Here is a 16,379-nt window from a genome sequence, read left to right on the forward strand (position 1 = left end):
TCAAATTTTTTGAAAGAAATGCATGAAATCATCATCATTTTTCTGGACAGCTTCTAAAACGTTATCCACGTTGGCATTGGCTGGAATGGCACTAAATCCAGCGGTCGCACATCCAACTGCGGCGCCGAAGAGCATGCAATCGCCAACCCTGCGACCTTTGATTCCGTTACTGGAGGCAGAAGAAATCACACCGGTGTGCACAAGAACATTAACTGCACTGCGGCAGCGCGTGTCAACCATCGAGCAGCAACCCGCAGCCCATGCCAACGATACCAAAAGCGTCCTGGCCGACTGGAACGCCCTGCAAATCACTATCGAAGATTTGCAAGGTCCGGTTGATATTCTCAATAATGTATCGCCCGACCCAAAGGTGCGTAGCGCAACTGAAGCCTGTTTGATCGAACTGAATAAATTCTCAACTGAACTGCTGCAAAACGAGAACCAATACGCCCGCTTCAAAGCCATACGACCGGACGATCCAGTCGCGCAAAAATTACGTCAGGATATTCTGTATAGTTTTGAGGATGCCGGCGTCTCATTGCCTTCAGTCAAGCGTGCGCGGCTAAAGGCTATCCTCGAAAAACTGGAAACATTAAGTCAGGAATTTGCCCGCAACATTCGCGATAATACCCAAAAGGTGACATTCACGCCAGCCGAGATGCAAGGCCTGCCGGTTGCTTATATGGCACGCGTCAAACCAGATGATCAGGGCAACTATCAGTTAGGCTTCGACTATCCGGATTACAAGCCATTCATGGAATCGGCAGATAATAGTGACGCGCGACGACGCTATCAAATGGCATTTGAGAATCATGGTACGCCAGCAAATCTCGACGTGCTAAAGCAAGCAATGGATCTGCGCCATGAGATGGCCGGCCTGTTCGATCTTCCTAGCTATGCTGATTTGGTGTTACGCCGCCGTATGGCTAAGTCGCCACAGGCAGTCTATGCATTTCTGGATGAAGTAAAGGGCGCGGTCACCCAGTTGGAACGCAAGGAAATCGCAGAACTGCGTGCGTACAAAGCGGAGACCCTAAAAACCCCGCTCGCAGAGACGACGTTATCGCGTTGGGACCTCGACTACTGGCAACAAAAACTCAAACAGGCGCGCTATAACCTCGATCAGGAAGCGCTTCGCCAATATTTTCCGACTGATGCGGCTGTGCCCTGGATTCTGGGTGTATCAAGCACGTTGTACGGGGTGGAGTTTATACGGACCGAAGTACCGGTCTGGGACCCGGAAGTACACTATTACGATGTTGTCGATATCAAAACAAAAATGCGTATTGCCGGCATTTATCTGGACTTGTATCCACGTGCGGGCAAATACGGTCATGCCGCCGCGTGGGGCACGCGCGGTGTCAGCACCCTCGTTCATCGCACACCGATTTCAGTGTTGGTCACCAACTTTGATCGTCATGGCTTGAACAGCGACGAATTGGAAACCTTGGTCCATGAATTCGGTCACGTGTTGCATGGCGTGCTGTCGCGTGCCAAATACGTTAGTCAGGCAGGAACTAACGTAGAGCTGGATTTTGTTGAAGCGCCGTCACAAATGTACGAAGAATGGGCACGCCGTAAGGAGTCCTTGGTATTATTGTCAAGTTATTGCAAAACCCCATGCCCGACAGTCGACGATGCCCTAGTGCAGAGAATGACTGCGGCCCATAATTATGGGCGCGGCATACGTTATGCCCGCCAACTTCTTTACGCCAGTTACGACATGCGCATTCACAACGATCAAGCGGCAACTGAAAAGCCCTTAGCGATTTGGCAACAAATGGAAGGTTCGACGCCGCTCGGCTATGTTCCGGGAACTGAGTTTCCAGGACAGTTCGGACATCTGATGGGTGGCTACGCCGCCGGATACTACGGTTATATGTGGTCAGAAGTATTGGCACTGGACATGCTGTCGCGCTATAACGGTAAGCTTATGAATCCAGAGGTTGGCCAGTTTTATCGCCACACCATCTTGTCACGCGGCGGCGAAACATCAGGCAATGAAATGGTCCGCACTTTCCTTGGGCGCGCGCCCAACAGCAAAGCATTCTTTGCTGAAATTTCCGGCCAGCGCCTGCAATAAGGACGTCCATGACCGCTTATATTCTGCGCCGCTTATGGCAAATGGTACCGACGATGCTGGGCGTCATCGTATTGGTATTCTTCTTGTTCAACTGGGTTGGAGGAGATCCTGCGTATATTTTGGCTGGCAAGATGTCAAATCCTGCACAGATCGCCAACATCCGTGCTCAACTTGGGATCGATCAGCCTTATATCGTCCAGTTGTGGATTTTCATCAAACAGATCGTCACCTTTGATTTTGGCGCTAGCTGGAGCACGGGCGAATCTGTCTCTCACGTGATCCTGACGCGCCTTGGTCCATCATTGACCGTCCTGATTCCACTGACTATTCTGGAAACGTTTATCGCAGTCGCGTTAGCGCTGGCGGTCGCATTTGTACGCGGTTCGATCACGGATCGGATGGTGATGATTGCTTGCACCATAGGGATGTCGATCAGTATTCTCGTGTACATCATTCTGTTCCAGTACTGGTTTGCCTACAAACTTGGCATGTTTCCGGTACAAGGATGGGGTAGTAGCTTCACCGAGAATCTGTTCCACTATTCCGCACTGCCAATTCTCATTGGGCTGGCGGTCAGTATCGCGCCTAGTTTGCGTTTATATCGGACTTTCGTACTGGATGAAATCAATCAGGATTACGTACGTACAGCGCGGGCCAAAGGCTTGACCGAAAAACGCATTATGTGGGTCCACGTTTTGCGCAATGCGGCGATTCCTATCATTACCAATGTGATGTCCAATTTGCCAGCATTGCTGATTGGCGCGTTCTTGATCGAACGCTTCTTTTCGATTCCAGGCATTGGGCGAGAGGTGATTTTGGCGGTCGAGCGCAGCGATTTTCCTGTGATTAAGGCAATCACAGTGTACGTAGCCGCTGCCACCATGCTGTTCAATCTGTTGACCGATCTGATGTATCAGGCGGTTGATCCACGCGTTCAGCTGAAGTAAGAAAGCACTATCGCTATGTCTATTATCGTGGATTTTAAAAAGAGAAAAAGTGAGGCAGCAAAGGCGGCGGCAAAGGTTCCGCCTGACGCTGTTACCACTATTGCCGCTGCTAACGCTTCTGCCAACGCCTCTGCCAACGCCACCGCTGCATCACCGATTCTGCTGACATCGGAGCCATCGCCGGGTTTATGGGCGTTGGCGTGGCGTCGCTTGCGTGCCGACTGGGTCGCCATGGTCTCGCTGAGTGTCGTCGGATTATATTTTTTGGTACTCATACTCTCCAGCACCGGTTTGATAGCCAGCGACTGGAGTGATGAGGTGGCCGTTAATTATGCGCCGCCATCCTTCATGGGTGCGCAAGCGATAGCGGACAATGGCGGCAATCCCAACGCCATCGTCGCAGAGCCGCTACCCGATAACCCACTCGATCCGTTGGCCGACGTTCTTCGCACATTACGCGCTAGCAAAACCGTCGCGCCTACTACCCCGGTGGTTGCCAATGATTATGGCATCACCGATCCGCTGCAATCCGAGCTGACCACCATTCGCAGCAAACTGGCACAGGATGGCACCAAAGCGACGGTCGCCCGCAGAACTACTTTGCTGTTTGGTGCTGATAAATGGGGCCGCGACATTATCAAGAAAACGATTAAGGGCGCTGAAACTTCTATCGTAGTCGGGTTGGTTGCCGCGCTGCTGGCGACTGTGCTTGGGACCGTTTTTGCGGCGATATCGGGTTACTTCGGCGGCTGGGTGGATGATGTCTTCAACTGGTTCTATAGCATCTTCACCTCTGTACCTTATTTGCTGCTGATTTTGGCGGTGGCGGCGGTGCTACAACAAAAAGGTGTGCTGACGATTGTGCTGATTTTGGGCCTGACCGGCTGGACCGGCACGTTCCGCCTGATCCGGGCCGAATACATGAAACATAAAACGCGCGAATACGTGATGGCGGCAGATGCCATCGGTGCTTCGCACTGGCGAAAAATGTTTTCACATATTTTCCCCAATATCAGTCACGTGGCGTTGGTGCAACTGTCGATCCTTGTAGTCGGCTTCATCAAGTCGGAGGTGATTCTGAGCTTCCTCGGTTTTGGTGTACCGGTCGGCGTGGTGTCTTGGGGCAGCATGTTAAACGAAGCACAAAACGAATTAATTCTTGGCAAGTGGTGGCAACTCGCCGCCGCAAGTATCGCGATGGCAATTCTGGTTACAGCATTTTCGCTGTTCACCGATGCGTTGCGTGATGCACTAGATCCGAAATTAAAATAGGAATCGCCATGAATATGCTGCATCCGAATAGTTTGAACGTTGCACCAGAACTGCCAACAACAGTGCTGGAAGCGCCATTGCTGCAAATACGCGATTTGCGCGTGAGCTTTCGTACCGACAAAAAGAACACGGTCGAAGCAGTCAAAGGGATTTCTTTCGATATTGCGCGCAACACGACGGTCGCCTTAGTCGGTGAATCCGGCAGTGGTAAGTCGGTCAGTTCGCTGGCGGTGATGGGATTGTTGTCACCGGATAGCGCCAGCATTGGCCCGTCCAGCAGCGTCTTGTTTGAAGGCCGCGACTTATTAACGCTGTCCCCGACTGAACGACGTCAATTATGCGGCAAAGATATCTCGATGATATTTCAAGAGCCAATGACCTCGCTCAATCCGGTGTTCACCGTCGGCTTTCAGATTGGCGAGGTATTGCAGCAACATATGGGTATGAACGCCAAAGCGGCACGTATCCGCGCGATCGCGTTGTTAAAAGAGGTCGGGATTCCTGAGCCAGAAACCCGAATAGATGCTTTTCCCAATCAATTGTCCGGCGGTCAGCAGCAACGCGTCATGATCGCCATCGCCATTGCGTGCGAACCAAAATTGCTGATCGCCGACGAGCCGACCACTGCGCTCGATGTCACGATCCAAAAGCAGATTATCGATTTGATCGAAGCGCTGCGCAAACGCCACAAGATGTCAGTCCTGTTCATCACCCATGACCTGGCGTTGGTGGGCGAAATTGCAGATGAAGTGATCGTCATGCGCAACGGCGAAGTCCGCGAAAAAGGGACTACCCGGCAAATTTTTGAAGCACCGCAAGATGCCTATACCAAGGCGCTTCTATTATGCCGACCGTCGCTGGATAGCCGCCCGTGGCGCTTGCCCGTGATCAGCGACTATATGAATGGCAATCCAGAAATTGATCATCCGGAGCTGACTGCCAAGCAACGAAGTCGTGGCCTGACCGGCAAAGAAGAAATTCTGCTGGACGTGCGCAATCTTGGCAAAAGTTTTTACTCCCGCCAGGGACTATTCGGACGCAAAGAATTTAAAGCTGTTCAGGATGTTTCTTTCACACTGGCACGCGGAAAAACCCTCGGTGTCGTGGGCGAATCCGGCTCGGGGAAAACCACCGTCGGCCTGACCTTATTACGCCTGCATCAAGCCACTAGCGGACAAGCCTTGTTCCAGGGAAAAGATATATTGGCGATGTCGAATAAAGAATTCATGTCCTATAAACGACGGATTCAGATTATTTTTCAAAACCCGTATGCGTCACTCAATCCGCGCTTTACCGTCGGACAAATTTTGCTGGAACCGATGCGGATTCATCAGATTGGTCGCGACGATAAAGAGCGCGTCGACATGGCGCTGCAACTATTGAAAAAAGTCGGCATGCCAGCCGCTGCATTCCACCGCTATCCGCATGAATTCTCTGGTGGTCAGCGACAACGTATTGCCATCGCCCGTTGTCTCACACTCAAACCCGAAGTGTTAGTGTGTGATGAGTCGGTGTCGGCGCTGGATGTCTCGGTCCAAGCGCAGGTTTTGAACTTATTACAGGATCTACAAGAAGAGTTCGGCATGAGTTACATCTTTATTTCTCATGATCTGGCAGTCGTGAAATACATCGCCGATCAGGTCATGGTGATGCATCAGGGCGTGGTAGTCGAACTGGCAAACTCGGATGAGCTATATCGCAATCCGACCAATGCTTATACGCGCTCTTTACTGAGTGCCATTCCGCGTGGGTTACAGCACTAGATTTACATCACTGAAGATTGATTGCAGGAATTTTTTTGTATTGCAATCGACGGCAACCGACACAATCGGTTACTCTTTTTGTACACACTCATGAGGTGATTCTTGTACGATAATATTCGCGCCCTTTTCAAGCGGCTTGCGCCCGCTGTAGATTTTTGTTCGTTGCGTCTGGTGGATGAAACCAGCGAACACATCATGGTCCGCCAGGACATTTTGCAACCCATCAGTCACCGCTCGGATCGTGGCGCGATGCTTACGGTCATACATCGCGGCGGTTATGGTTACGCTGCCACCAGCGACCTTAGTGAGAACGGGCTGAAAGAGGCTTTGCGACGCGCCAAAGATTGGGCTGAGGCCAGCGCGGGACGTTCAGTAGTCGACTATTCGCACATCCTCATGCCACGTCCGGTTGGCCACTATGCTGGACCGGGAGCCGGCGAACAAAATCGCGCCACCCTCGCCAGCACATGGTCACGCAAGGACGTCATTGCGTTGCTGTTACGCGAGTCCACGGCTTGCCGAATCGATAGCCGTATTGTCGACTGGTATGCGGCGTTTGGCACAATAACAACCGACCAGCTTTATATCAGCGCCGACGGTGCCGACGTTCTCCAGCAATTTCATTACGTTATGCCCAATCTGGCAGCAACCGCCAATCAAGGTGGCGACACACAAACCCGCAGTTTGGGCGGCCAATATAATGGTTACTGTCGGCAAGGCGATATGGAAGTGCTGAGCGCGGCTGGTTTTGATGGCTCGGGCCAACGTATCGCTGAACAGGCGTTGGCGTTATTGGCTGCGCCAAACTGCCCGACCGGGATCATGGACTTACTCTTGATGCCGGAACAAATGATGTTGCAAATTCACGAATCGATTGGCCATCCGCTTGAACTGGATCGTATTCTGGGTGATGAGCGCAACTTCGCGGGAACCAGCTTTGTGACGTTAGATATGTTCGGCGCTTTTCAGTACGGTTCAGAATTACTTAATGTGACCTACGATCCAAACCGTGTCGACCAATTCGCCAGCTATCAATGGGACGATGACGGCAGTCCGGCGGAACGGAGCTTCGTGATCCAAAACGGCATTCTTAAAAAGCCACTCGGTGGATCGATTTCTCAAGCCCGCGCCGGTATTGACGGCGTCGCCAACTCCCGCGCTTGTAGCTGGAACCGGCCACCAATAGATCGTATGGCGAATCTAAATATAGAACCCGGTAGCAGTTCATTGCAAGATCTGATCGGATCGGTCGAGCGCGGTGTATTGATGGATACCAACGTCTCCTGGTCGATTGATGATTCACGCAACAAGTTTCAATTTGGCTGCGAAACTGGTCGCCTGATAGAAAATGGCGAACTCAAAGGCGTGGTCAAAAACCCTAATTATCGCGGCATTTCGGAAAGTTTCTGGCGCTCGTTAAAAGGAGTTGGCGACCAATCTACATTCAATGTAATGGGCACGCCGTTCTGCGGTAAAGGCGAACCATCACAAGTGATTCGGGTCGGCCACGCATCGCCCGCCTGTCTATTCAGCAATATTGCCGTGTTTGGAGGGGATGCAGCATGACCAACATCATAGAACCGATTCAATCTCCGGCAGACCCGCTCACCAACCACATGCAGCAATATTTTTATGATTTGGCAGCACTCGTCCAAAGCCGTATGCATGGTTCAGAACAATTCACTTGCTGGTTTTCTGCGGAAGCGACCGACTTCGTGCGCTTTAATCAGAGTTTGATCCGTCAACCGGGTCACGTCCATCAGATGCGTTTATCATTGCGTCTGATCAACGGTAAACGCCATGCCGAAAGCAGTGCCACGCTCGGCGGCGATCTCCCGACTGACAATGCGCAATGCATCCGTATGCTTGGTCAATTGCGGGCGCAACTGGATGATCTGCCGGATGATCCATATCTGTTATTTTCGCAAGAGATTCGCAACACCGAACACATTGTTCCCTCATCATTGCCGAGCAGCGCCGCCATTGTCGATCAGGTATTGAACGCCGCAGTCGGTACCGATCTGGTCGGAATTCTCGCTGCCGGTCCCGTGTATCGCGGTTTTGCCAATTCCTTCGGTCAGCGTAACTGGCATCAAACCGCCACCTTTAATCTCGACTGGAGTCTGTACCAAAACCGCGATAAGGCCGTGAAAACCTCCTATGCCGGTTTGCAATGGGACGCTCAGACATTTCAGGCCAAATTAGCCAGCGCCAAAGCGCAACTCGCGCTGCTGCAGCGCCCGGCGATGACTGTTAAACCCGGCGCCTATCGCGTTTATCTGACGCCGACTGCGCTCAACGAATTGTTCAGCATGCTGAACTGGTCGGGCCTATCAGAGAAATCTCTCCGGACCAAGCAAAGTGCATTACAACGCATGCGTGATGAGGGTCTGGAATTGAATCCGTCAGTGATGCTGATCGAAGATACCCTCAACGGTGTTGCTCCCGGCTTTCAGCAAGATGGCTTTATCAAGCCTGATCAACTGAAGTTACTTGAACACGGCAAGCTGACCGGCAGCATGATCTCACCACGCACCGCACTAGAATATGACATCGCCAATAACGGCGCCAATGCTGAAGAAATGACTTCGTCACTTGATCTTGCTGCGGGTAATTTAGCGTTAGCGAATGTGTTGGCGGAGCTCGGTACTGGCATTTTTATCAGTAATTTGTGGTACCTGAATTTTTCAGACCGCGCCAATTGCCGTATCACGGGTATGACGCGCTTTGCCACATTCTGGGTAGAGAATGGGAAAATTAAAGCACCGTTAAATGTGATGAGATTCGATGATTCGTTATTTCGGCTGTTGGGAAATAAATTGCTTGGCTTGACGCAAGAGCGGGAATTGTTGATCGATGGCGAGTCTTATGGTGAGCGACGAGTTGGAAGTACGCGGTTACCTGGGGCGTTGATTAGTGATGTGAATTTTGTTTTGTAGAGAAGTTGTATTTCAAAATTGAGCTATGTAGACCCGATCCGTTCAAGTCACTTATGGAATCAGCGCTGCAAAACGGTCTGCTAACGTGAGACGTGATCTTGCTGGCCAGATGGCACTGAGTTCAAATTGTGGCAATAATTGACCGTGCTCAACTTCACAAAATTGTACGCCGTGAAATCGCATGGAACGTACCGTCCCAGGAAGCAAGGAGAATCCGCAGCCTGCTACTACGCAGGAATCACCGTTAAGGTCCGATTTACGTCCTGCACAATCTGAAGTTCGATACCAGCTTGCCGAAAGGTGCTGAGAATACCAGCACGTAGTTGCGGCAATTGTTTCTCGGAAAACCAGACAAGTCCTTCTTTGGCCAACTCTTAAAGTGATATTTTATGATTGATGCCGACGGAAATTACTGTCGGCAGGACAGCAACCAAAGGGTCGCGACGGATCAGCTTCTCATTCATTTTTCCGACTAAAGTCACTGGTGTATGCAGTAGTCCAAGATCAATTTCTCCGGTTTCGAGCGCCCTTGCCTACTCCTCGATACTCATCTCACGCAGTACGAGATCCACGCCAGGCAACGCAACACGTAGCGCAGCGAGAGCACGCGGCAAAGTATCGAACAGGACCGCTGATACAAAGTCAATCGATAACGACCAGCGCGATGGGTCCCAATGTCCCGCGCCCTGATGGCGGCTGAGTCGATTCTCGCCATACTCAGGCAGATATCATCGATCATTGACGCTCCCGCGTCGGTCAGCACAGCGCCGCGACCACTCAAACAACTTTACTCCCAATTTTTTTCATTCGACCTAACGCCTGGCTTTGCGCGGGCTGTGCCACGTCCAGCTTAATACCGATGCCTACGCCATGTATGGCATCGAAGCGGCAATTGAACGTGCGCATCGATTCGTCGAAGCTGACACTGATAACCAGAGGTTACGAGCGCTATTCGAGACGCCGGATTTAATTAACATTGTCATCGGCGGTAAGACACCAACTTTGGTTGGTCGTGTATTTATTGATGCCGAAAACCCATCCCATTGGAAAGCGTAGTGTGAGACAGAGCATTCATAGCGTTTTTGAATTTGACAGGGCATTTTAATAATCGCGGTCCCCCGTTATAAATCTGCACTCTGAGCATCCACACTAAATAGACCTGTCTACGATGGTGAAACCATAAAAAGGCCTCGGTATAAATATGCTGAATCTGGATTAGTTTTTTTAAGGAGCAGATACGATGATTTCAAGACGATTATTTAATATCGTATTGATTGGTGTACTAGGTATGACCGTCAGCGACTGTTCGAGCGTCGACAAAGCCGGATCAGTATGTCCCCTACGGTAGGCTACCTGATCCATCGCTTCCACAACCAATGGTCTAGAGACCAACTCCCGCCGCCGCGGCATATCAACACCAGCAGCATGGCAGCCCACTGAATGTGCGTGGGCCACGCCTGAGGATAGACAAATACTTCAATGACGGCGGTCATCCCCAGTAATACGAAAGCCACGGGCCGCGTCGCCAGTCCCAGCAGCAGCAATACGGGCGCAGTCAATTCGATGGACGCCGCCATATAGGCTGCGAGTTCCGGTGGCAAGAAAGGCAGCCGGTATTCTTCCCGGAACAGTTCGATCGCAGTATTCCAATTGGCGAGCTTGGTCATCGCAGAGTTCCAGAACACCGTGGCAATGGCGATGCGCAGTGGAATGGCCAGGAGAGTGTGGGGAACACGGTCTAACCATTGGCGCGGACCGCTCTCATGGAGCGTGGAAGGGGGGGTAGATTGTGGTAAGGATGTCATCGGTTTCTTCTTGAATTAAGGTGCGAACGCTGATAGACGGACGTCGGTAAAGCATCCACGTATCAGGTGGGCGGCTAGCAGCGCATGCGTATCGGCACAAGGTGCGATCGTCAGAACTGCGTGCAATGGCTGCCCGGAAAACAGTGCGGTCGTGCAACGCCATTCATCCTCGCTCAAGCGCACCACATGGATGCTGCTCTCTGTGCGGTGCACCAGTAGCCAGACCGGACCATCTGCGAGATTGATCGCTGTCATGGCGTTGTCATCGCGCTCCAGAACGGCGTACCAGATTGTGTCTGCCGGAAATGTGCAGTGCAGCAATGTGACTGCCGGGTGCCTTACAAAACACATCTGCAACAGCTCGGCTTCATTCAACTGGGCGAGGCGCGCGATTTCTAGCGGGATTGCATCCTGTGCATGTAGCACATTACTAACCTGCCATTCAAGGCGGGCGACATCCGGCAGGTAGGGTAACGATGCGGCCTGCGGAAGTTTTGCGAGGAATTCAGGGAAATTTGCGCCATATTCGTCCAGCAGCGCGCTGTCTGGCGCAGCCTGATCGGAGAACAGGCGCGTGGCCCCCTCAAAGAATTCGGCTCCAACCAGATGCGCGATAATCGGATAGGATAAACGTAGTGCCGTTGCGAGTGCGCTCACAGTCGTGTTGCGGTGAATGTTGAGTCGCTCCTCAACTGACCATCCATCGGCGCGTATATAGGCCGACAGACCGTTATCTGCTGGCTTACGCAGACTGTTGTGCATCGCATGTTGCAGTTCGCGCAGCGTTGGATTATGCGCATTCATGTCGTTGCTTCTCCAGTGCCATCTCAGCGGTAGCGGCTTCTTCCATCAATATGTGCATTGGTGGTACCTCAGTATCCCATTCGATCAACGTGGGAACTGGGCCGAAACGCCGGAGTGCTTCCCGATACAGTGCCCAGACCGCCGGCGCGACGGGCGAACCGTGGTCGTCGACGCGCAAAATACGGCCGTGGTCGAGTTGACGCACGCTATGTCCAGCCAAATGAATTTCGCCGATCGCTGCTGGCGGTAAAGCAGAAAGATAGGTCATCGGGTCCCAATTGTGATTGCTGGCGCTGACAAAGATGTTATTTACGTCACAGAGAATGCCGCACCCAGTTCGTTGCGCCACATGCGCGAGGAATTCCCACTCTGGAATCGTCGAATGCCGGAAACGCAGATAAGTCGATGGATTTTCGAGCAGGATGCGCCGGTTCAGGTAAGCCTGTACCTGCTCTACATGGCGGCAAACGATATCGAGCGCTTCTTCGGTCATCGGCAGCGGTAACAGGTCAGGCAAATAAGTACCACCACTGACACTCCAAGATAAATGTTCAGAGATCAGTCCCGGCTCAACCCGATCGACAACACTGCGCACCCTTGCCAGATGGTCACGGTCCAGCCCCTCGGCACTGCCGATCGAAAGACCGACTCCATGCAAAGAGATCGGATAGTCACGACGAATGGTATCCAAGTCGCGTGGCGCAACGCCTCCACCCATATAGTTCTCGGTGTGTACTTCGAACCAAGCGACCTCCGGACGTTCGTCGATGACCGCCTGGTGATGGCGGAAACGCAACCCTATACCTGCTTTGGCCGGGATCGGGTTGAGCGCACTCTGTGCGCTGACGGAGGAAACGTGCATACGCTGGCGAGACCTTAGCTAGCCTGCAGTTGACCGCCCTGGATTTTGGAGCAATCCCCAGCCGGGAGCAACACGAACGATTTCACATCACGCGCCTGAGTAGCCTGACCGGCACAAGAATGGGCGCCCTGGGCACAATCGTTCTTTGCGACTGCATTGACGCCATAACACTTCTCAAGTTTGTTTTTTGTCATCTTCATCATATTGTCTTTGACAACCTGTGGCATGGTCCCCATATCTTTCATTCCTTGCGCTTGCGCCGGTAATGCTTGCATGGTCAGTGCCAACGTAACTGCGGCCGTCAGAGACGAAACGGTTGATAGTTGTTTGCTCATTTTGTATTCTCCTGAAGTTGGGTCACAAAAGCGTGATCTTATGAGTAAATTCGCTGACAGACGACGAAAGGTTACGTGGCAAACAAAATTTATTTTTCGCGACAGAATCTTCTTCAAGGTGCAAAATTCGCGAATGTCATCCAAAATCCAGCGTGCCAAACCCGCTTTGAGTCTTGTACAGAAGCCTCAGGGCCGGGCCACGCCCGATCACCCGGAGCGCTCACCAGATAGCCGGCCGGATGGCACGCTCGACTGGTCCGTTTATATGGCCAGAACACAAGGAGGAGATGGTGATGCTTATTGTCTTCTGCTAGAGCAGGTCACTCCTTATTTACGGGTACTCGCATCTCGTCAGATCGAAAATGGGAGCGATGTCGAAGATGTGGTGCAAGATATTTTGCTGACCGTCCACACTGTGCGTCATACGTACGATCCGGCTCGACCGTTCGGTCCTTGGCTGGTGACTATCGCCAACCGTCGCATCATCGATAAGCTTCGACGACAGGGCCGTTGTAGTGTGCACGAGGAACCGCTTGCCCCGGAACATGAAACCTTTTCGACCAGGAACCTCCATGAGGAGGCGGTCGATGCCAGTATGCTCCGCGACGCTGTAGGGCGTCTACCAGCTCGACAACGGGATGCAATCCAAATGCTGAAATTAGAAGAAATGTCATTAGCGGAAGCGGCGAGCGCGAGTGGCATATCGGTTAGCGCACTCAAAGTCGCGACGCACCGAGCCTTAAAAAACTTGCGCAAGCTGATCGACAAACGAGGGGGTTCAAGATGAAATCAACCTCCAGTCTGATAGCATCGTTGGTCGTCAACGTAAAACCGGTGCGGCGTTTGCGTTCACCTGCCGTGAGGACTTTGTGCTGGCTATTATTTGCGGCGTTGATGCTGGCATTGGTCGCCGTCGGACATGGTGTTCGACCTGATCTGATGCAGAAACTGCATCAGCCAGTTTACGCCATTGGGGTTGCGGCGGCCTTGATGACAAGTGTTCTCGCTACGACAGCGGTGTTTATTGGGAGTATTCCCGGGCGCTCGAAACGCTGGCTCCTTTTGCCCATGCCGGCGTTTGCGATATGGATTTCTACGATAGGCTACGGATGCCTGACGGCCTGGGTCAGTTTCGGTCCCGACGGCATGTCTCCGGGTGAAACCGCGCGCTGTTTTGCGACACTGGCAATAACCAGCATCCCGCTATCGCTGTCGCTGCTCATTATGTTGCGATACGTCGCGCGGTTGTATCCAGTCCCGATTGCAATGACGGCTAGTCTTGCGGTCGCTGCGACGACCGCCGTCGCTCTGTCGCTGTTCCACCAGATCGATGCAACGCTGATGATTCTGATGCTGAACTTCGGCGTTGCAGCATTATTCTTGGGTTTGAGTCGCCTATACGGCCAACGATTGTTTGAATGGGTCACACCGATGGAATAGGCGGATCCACAAAAACGGTTACTAAATGGTAGCTTACCTCGTATGGCTCGGCATCAAATTGCGCCGCTCTATCCCGGTTCAACGATCAGCTTCATCTAACGAAACACTGTTCGACGCAGAGCTTCCACGAGAGAAGCTACGTCGACTTGCACTGCAAAAATTTAATGCCCGTGATACAGGTCGCTAAAATTAGTGGACGATTGCATATGGTTCATTCCTGTCTGTCTTTTTGCCATGGCGTCATGGGTCATGCCATCAGCAGCAAATACGCCGAATGATGCAACGCTGAGGATAGCCGCGAAAGTGCAGATAATAAGCTTATTCATTTGAAACTCCTTTGTGTTTATGAATGACGTTCAATATGAACGTCAGGTATTTACCAATATTTACCAATTCCATGCACTATCGAGATGGTGCATGTACCTGATGATGATTAGTCTTGATGCCGCCTACTTCATTACAAAAATAAACTGAAAATTTATTTATTTACTTGTCCCTGAGTTCTACCTGAGTCTTACATCTCATACGGAGATTGTTTACTTCGCTGGATGCAGCGACGTTATTTTTAATTTGTCTTGTGTCAACGAGACGCAAACAACCCGATCATCCCTCTTCGATTCATTGACCGTCATCGTTAGCCCACCGCCGTTGAACCGGACGATATCGCCCACTCAAAAGATACGCATTTTTCTCACTAGTCCTTTGCTACACTTAAATATACGTACACGAACGCCAACCAGATGTGGCTAATTAATGAATACGGGAAATTATTTTTAATCGCCCCCCGCTTTATGAGGGCGTGTTGACATTTAGCTATGCGAGCGTTCAGTTAAGGCGGAAAGCGGCAGGTCACTACTTTCGATTTAACTGACCCGTTTCGGCGGCAGAGGTGGTTATTTGCACAGCTCGGTTTCCTATTGTGTGGCGCGTACTTGCATGCAAAAATATGTGAACACTTCATCCATTGAGGAAGGGCTAAATGAACAGCGTTATCGATTTCGTTGCCGCAGTCCTGTGCTGGCTTCTCTAGACATTCAGCGCTCTGTCAATTTCTTCGTTTCCAAGCTAGGTTTCGACGCCCACTATATGTCTCAGGAGCATATGGCATCGTGATTTATCCGAGCACTGCGCCGGTATTGGCCGGGCCCGACACCAAAACAACGCTTAAATACACGATTGAACGCCGCTTCCGACTGATACCCGACCGCTTCTCCAATGTCGCCGACCGAGCGCTTGCCTTGCGCCAGCCATAACGCAGCCTGTGCCATGCGCGTCTGCATCAGCATCGTTGCAGGTGTGGTGCCTGCAACGCTACGGAATAGGCGGGCGAAGGTGGCGCGCGACATGTGACAGGCCGCCGCCATGTCCTGCAGCGACCAGGGTTTCTCTGGCGCGGCCAACATGGCTTGCAGTGCCGCCTGCAAGCGCCTCTCGGCCAGTACCGCGAACAGGCCCGGCATAGTGCCGGCCTGTTCCAGCCAAGCCCGGATCACCAAGGCAAACAGTGCAGATGACAACTGCGCTATCACCGCGTTCGCGCCCGGCCGCATTGCTTCCGTTTCGACCCGCAACATTGTCATCAATGCTTGCAGCCCGGCAAAGTCGGACCGCCCAGCCGTGCGTACCATGATGACCTCGGGCAGAGCGTCCAGCAGCGCGTTTGACGCGCCAGGATCGAACTCAAACTGGCCGCTTTTTCAAGCGCCTCAGGAGAAATGTAGAGCATACGATAATCCCACCCCCCATCCGTCGCTTGCCATCCCTCATGAACCTCGCCGGTATTAACTATGCAGACCGTGCCCTGAGGCATGACGGAACGCCGCCCATTGCCTTGTGAAAACGCTCGCGCACCGCGTTCGATCACCCCGATCGCGTATTCCTTGTGCGCATGCGCGGGAAATCTGTGCGTTGGATAGCTCGACTGCAGCATCTCTGCATTGGCGAGTAGCGGCTCTCGCCAGAAAACAACGTTGTTCTTCGCTGGAGGCGATTTGGATCATCAGACTCTCCGCAATACGATTTCCAGAGCAGGAAATTTCTGTCTCGGGACCAGCGCAAACAAATTCCAAAACTTTCCAAGAAGAGATATCGCTTCGTCATAAAAATTGATGCGCCAAGCACTCATCTTC

Annotated in this window: 14 protein-coding genes and 3 pseudogenes; 9 read left to right on the top strand and 8 right to left on the bottom strand. The window is 52.1% G+C overall.

Annotation, left to right across the window (positions count from 1 at the left end):
* The first annotated feature begins 22 nt into the window (after positions 1–22).
* The 6 genes from RGU75_RS00560 to RGU75_RS00585 all read left to right on the top strand — a co-directional run bounded on the left by RGU75_RS00560 (position 23) and on the right by RGU75_RS00585 (position 9,004).
* A complete protein-coding gene (locus tag RGU75_RS00560; protein ID WP_322232330.1) occupies positions 23–2,083 on the top strand; it encodes a M3 family metallopeptidase in 2,061 nt (686 codons plus the stop codon).
* A gap of 8 nt (positions 2,084–2,091) precedes the next feature.
* Positions 2,092–3,030: an ABC transporter permease gene (locus RGU75_RS00565; RefSeq protein ID WP_322232331.1), complete on the top strand. Its 939-nt coding sequence runs from the start codon at positions 2,092–2,094 to the stop codon at positions 3,028–3,030.
* 15 nt (positions 3,031–3,045) lie between these two features.
* Entirely contained in the window at positions 3,046–4,302 is a 1,257-nt protein-coding gene (locus tag RGU75_RS00570) for an ABC transporter permease (protein WP_322232332.1), read from the top strand.
* Positions 4,303–4,316: 14 nt separating this feature from the next.
* On the top strand, positions 4,317–6,065 hold the full coding sequence (locus RGU75_RS00575; RefSeq protein ID WP_322240132.1) for an ABC transporter ATP-binding protein: 1,749 nt from the start codon (positions 4,317–4,319) through the stop codon (positions 6,063–6,065).
* 102 nt (positions 6,066–6,167) lie between these two features.
* Positions 6,168–7,631 carry a TldD/PmbA family protein gene (locus RGU75_RS00580; RefSeq protein WP_322232333.1) on the top strand — a complete coding sequence of 488 codons (1,464 nt, stop codon included), beginning with the start codon at positions 6,168–6,170 and terminating at the stop codon, positions 7,629–7,631.
* Complete coding sequence (locus RGU75_RS00585; protein ID WP_322232334.1) at positions 7,628–9,004, top strand: TldD/PmbA family protein; 1,377 nt, start codon at positions 7,628–7,630, stop codon at positions 9,002–9,004. The genes RGU75_RS00580 and RGU75_RS00585 overlap by 4 nt, the downstream gene beginning before the upstream one ends.
* A 51-nt stretch (positions 9,005–9,055) precedes the next feature.
* On the opposite strand, the pseudogene RGU75_RS23875 reads toward RGU75_RS00585, so the two are convergent.
* Positions 9,056–9,910 (bottom strand): annotated as a pseudogene (locus RGU75_RS23875) (LysR family transcriptional regulator).
* On the opposite strand from RGU75_RS23875, the pseudogene RGU75_RS00590 reads away from it, so the two are divergent.
* Positions 9,860–10,006, top strand: a pseudogene (locus RGU75_RS00590) (carboxyvinyl-carboxyphosphonate phosphorylmutase); the annotation flags it as partial. The pseudogenes RGU75_RS23875 and RGU75_RS00590 sit on opposite strands and share 51 nt — an antisense overlap.
* A gap of 347 nt (positions 10,007–10,353) precedes the next feature.
* Here the strand turns inward: RGU75_RS00590 and RGU75_RS00595 are convergent.
* The 4 genes from RGU75_RS00595 to RGU75_RS00610 are packed head-to-tail and all read right to left on the bottom strand — an operon-like array spanning position 10,354 to position 12,810.
* The gene (locus tag RGU75_RS00595) at positions 10,354–10,809 is read right to left on the bottom strand and encodes a DoxX family protein (RefSeq protein WP_322232335.1); all 456 of its coding nucleotides are present in this window, start codon (positions 10,807–10,809) and stop codon (positions 10,354–10,356) included.
* A gap of 15 nt (positions 10,810–10,824) precedes the next feature.
* Positions 10,825–11,613 carry a DNA-binding domain-containing protein gene (locus RGU75_RS00600; RefSeq protein WP_322232336.1) on the bottom strand — a complete coding sequence of 263 codons (789 nt, stop codon included), beginning with the start codon at positions 11,611–11,613 and terminating at the stop codon, positions 10,825–10,827.
* Positions 11,600–12,475, bottom strand: a complete 876-nt coding sequence (locus tag RGU75_RS00605) for a DUF692 domain-containing protein (RefSeq protein ID WP_322232337.1) — start codon at positions 12,473–12,475, stop codon at positions 11,600–11,602. Before RGU75_RS00605 ends, RGU75_RS00600 begins: the two co-directional genes overlap by 14 nt.
* A 14-nt stretch (positions 12,476–12,489) precedes the next feature.
* Positions 12,490–12,810, bottom strand: a complete 321-nt coding sequence (locus RGU75_RS00610) for a DUF2282 domain-containing protein (RefSeq protein WP_322232338.1) — start codon at positions 12,808–12,810, stop codon at positions 12,490–12,492.
* A gap of 133 nt (positions 12,811–12,943) precedes the next feature.
* On the opposite strand from RGU75_RS00610, the gene RGU75_RS00615 reads away from it, so the two are divergent.
* Both RGU75_RS00615 and RGU75_RS00620 read left to right on the top strand, forming a co-directional pair.
* The gene (locus RGU75_RS00615; protein ID WP_322232339.1) at positions 12,944–13,597 is read left to right on the top strand and encodes a sigma-70 family RNA polymerase sigma factor; all 654 of its coding nucleotides are present in this window, start codon (positions 12,944–12,946) and stop codon (positions 13,595–13,597) included.
* The gene (locus RGU75_RS00620) at positions 13,594–14,250 is read left to right on the top strand and encodes a DUF1109 domain-containing protein (RefSeq protein ID WP_322232340.1); all 657 of its coding nucleotides are present in this window, start codon (positions 13,594–13,596) and stop codon (positions 14,248–14,250) included. The genes RGU75_RS00615 and RGU75_RS00620 overlap by 4 nt, the downstream gene beginning before the upstream one ends.
* A 161-nt stretch (positions 14,251–14,411) precedes the next feature.
* Here RGU75_RS00620 and RGU75_RS00625 read toward each other — a convergent pair whose 3' ends face one another.
* The 3 genes and pseudogenes from RGU75_RS00625 to RGU75_RS23885 all read right to left on the bottom strand — a co-directional run bounded on the left by RGU75_RS00625 (position 14,412) and on the right by RGU75_RS23885 (position 16,180).
* Positions 14,412–14,576: a hypothetical protein gene (locus RGU75_RS00625; RefSeq protein WP_322232341.1), complete on the bottom strand. Its 165-nt coding sequence runs from the start codon at positions 14,574–14,576 to the stop codon at positions 14,412–14,414.
* A 765-nt stretch (positions 14,577–15,341) separates the two neighbouring features.
* Positions 15,342–15,932, bottom strand: a pseudogene (locus RGU75_RS23880) (AraC family transcriptional regulator); the annotation flags it as partial.
* Positions 15,830–16,180 (bottom strand): AraC family ligand binding domain-containing protein, encoded by a 351-nt coding sequence (locus tag RGU75_RS23885; protein ID WP_323509598.1) that lies wholly within the window; start codon positions 16,178–16,180, stop codon positions 15,830–15,832. The gene RGU75_RS23885 and the pseudogene RGU75_RS23880, both read right to left, overlap by 103 nt.
* Between the last annotated feature and the right edge of the window lie 199 nt (positions 16,181–16,379).

Source organism: Glaciimonas sp. CA11.2 (genome assembly GCF_034314045.1).
GTDB lineage: Bacteria > Pseudomonadota > Gammaproteobacteria > Burkholderiales > Burkholderiaceae_D > Glaciimonas.